2 protein-coding genes are annotated in these 2,310 nt (G+C 74.4%); both read right to left on the reverse strand.

The features are described from left to right. Positions 1–1,845: hypothetical protein (locus tag AB0J52_RS36875; protein ID WP_500187545.1), on the reverse strand; the 1,845-nt coding region annotated here is incomplete at its 3' end. Continuing rightward, positions 1,842–2,310: FtsX-like permease family protein (locus AB0J52_RS36880; protein WP_500187546.1), on the reverse strand; the 469-nt coding region annotated here is incomplete at its 5' end. The genes AB0J52_RS36880 and AB0J52_RS36875, both read right to left, overlap by 4 nt.

Below are 2,310 nucleotides of genomic sequence, written 5' to 3' on the forward strand. Positions count from 1 at the left end.
CGCGCCGCCGGCGATGGCGCGCAGCGCGTCCAGGTCCACGGCGAGGACGGTGATCTCGACCCTGCCCCGCTCGCCGGCCGCGCCGCCGACGCCCGCGTCCGGGATGACCCGCAGCGGGACGGCCCCGGTGACGCCGCGCACCGACCTGAGCTGCTGCGGCAGCCGGTAGTCGAACGCGGTGGCGGTGAGCCGCGCGTCGGAGCCGACCGAGTACCAGGCGGCGGTCCGCTGGCCGCTGGCGAGGGCGGCGTCGACGGTCGCGCCGAACCCGGCGACGGCCGCCGCGAGCAGCAGCACGACGAGCGGCAGGACGGTCACGACCTGCTGCCGAGACGCGCGGGCGAACCCGACGAAGCCGATCATGGACCGGCCGCGTCCGAAGGCCCGTCCGGCGGCGCGCAGCGGCCACGGGAACAGGCGCAGCACGATCAGTCCGGCCGCGATCCCGAGCAGCACCGGCACGGCCAGCACCAGCGGGTCCGCGCCGAGTTCGGCCTGGGCGGCGAGGCCGCGGCGGCGCAGCAGGACCAGGCCGATCACCGCGGTCGCGAGCACCAGCAGCTCCAGCACGAGCCGCCGCCGGGACGCCTTGGGCGTGGCGGCCTCCGGGCGGCCGCGCAGCATCGTCCCGCCCCGGTTCCAGCGCACGGCGAGCACGCACGGGAACACGACGACGAGCACCGCGATCACGGCCGCCAGGTAGACCGACACCATCCGCATGGGCCCGGCGTGCACGAGCAGGCCGATCCCGAATCCGGCCGCGACCGCGGGCGGGAGCACCGGCACGGTCAGCCAGCCGACCGTCCGGCACAACTGGGAGAGGGACGCCCCTCGGGCGCGCATGGTGGCGAACATCCCGCGCAGGCGCTCGGTGAACAGCGCGAGGCTGAGCATCAGCGCGCCCACCAGCACGGCCGCCAGGCCGCTGAAGGCCAGGCCGGTGATGACCTGGGCGGTGGCGTACTGGCCGGCGAAGTCGGCGATCCGGGCTTCCAGCGGCGTGTGGACCTCGCATTCGAAGATGTCCTGCCGCGCGGCCACGGCCACCCGGTACCGGTTGATGTCGGTCGCGAGGCCGCGGATCTCCGAGGCGTCCAGCCCCCTCGGGTCGAGGCCGAAGCGCCAGGTGAACTTGAACTTGCCGCCGTACTTCGACAGGTACTCCGCGTAGCCCGGGAAGTTCGTCAGCGCACCGCCGACCGTCCACTCGGCGCCTTGCTGGTCGACCTCGATGTGGGGGTTGGCGGTCCAGCCGCGCGCGGTCCAGTAGCCGTTGGCGGGGTCGGTCGGCTCGATGATCTGGGCGACCCTGAAGGAGACCTCGGTCGGGCCCTCGCCGATCCGGACGACAGAGCCGACCTTGAGTCCGAACATCTGCGCCGTCTGCCGGGTGAGCGCGAGTTCGGGCCTCCTGTAGTCCATACCCTCCGCGCCCTCGACGACCCGGTACGGGCCGGGGTCCATGGCGTTCGCGACGAGGTCGAGCTTCGCCGCCCGCGGCGTCTGGGGATTGGCGACGGTCACCTTGTCCCACGAGATCGCGAACGGGTCGCTGGCCAGGGTGGCGCGCCGGAGCCGCTCGGGCATCATCGTGTGCCACGCGTCGCCCTCGGGCTCCATGCTGTTCGGCCTGACGAACCTGCTGAGCGCGGTCCGCTCGTCGCCGACGCCGACGACGTTCACCGACCCGTCCGAGCCGAGGAAGCTCACCGCCGCCTTGTTGTAGCCGTGCACGGCGCGGGCGGGGAAGGCCACGGCGAGCGCGGTCGTGGCGGCGGTCAGCACGGCCACCGCGAGCAGCGCCGCCCAGTGCTCCCGGACGAGCCGGAACCGCGGGCCCCTCATCGGTCCTCCCCCGCGCGCAGGTCGCCGCCGAGGCCGCGCCTTCGCAGCACCCGGATCACGACCATCAGGACAAGGCCGAGCATCACCGCCACCCCGGCGGCCAGGCCGAGCACCGCGAGCCACGGCACGCTCAGCGTGGCGGGCGGGTACGGCGGCGCGGCCTGGACGGTCAGCACGATGTGCGGCACCACGAGCTTCGCCACGACCAGGCCGAGGACGAGCCCGCCGAGCAGGCCGAGCCCGACCAGGATCGCCTGCTCGACGGCGAGCATCCCCGAGACCTGGCGCTGGTGCAGTCCGAGCGCGCGCAGCACGGTGAACTCGCGGGACCTCTCCCGGACGGCGACCGCCGCGTTCACGGTGAACGCGATCAGCGTGAACGCGAGCGCCGCGCCGAAGCCGAGGAGCAGCGCGCCCTGGAGGGACGCGGCGAGCGGCGCGTCCCGCAGGTCCTCGCGCATCTGG

This window comes from Spirillospora sp. NPDC049652, from assembly GCF_040675125.1.
GTDB lineage: Bacteria > Actinomycetota > Actinomycetes > Streptosporangiales > Streptosporangiaceae > Spirillospora.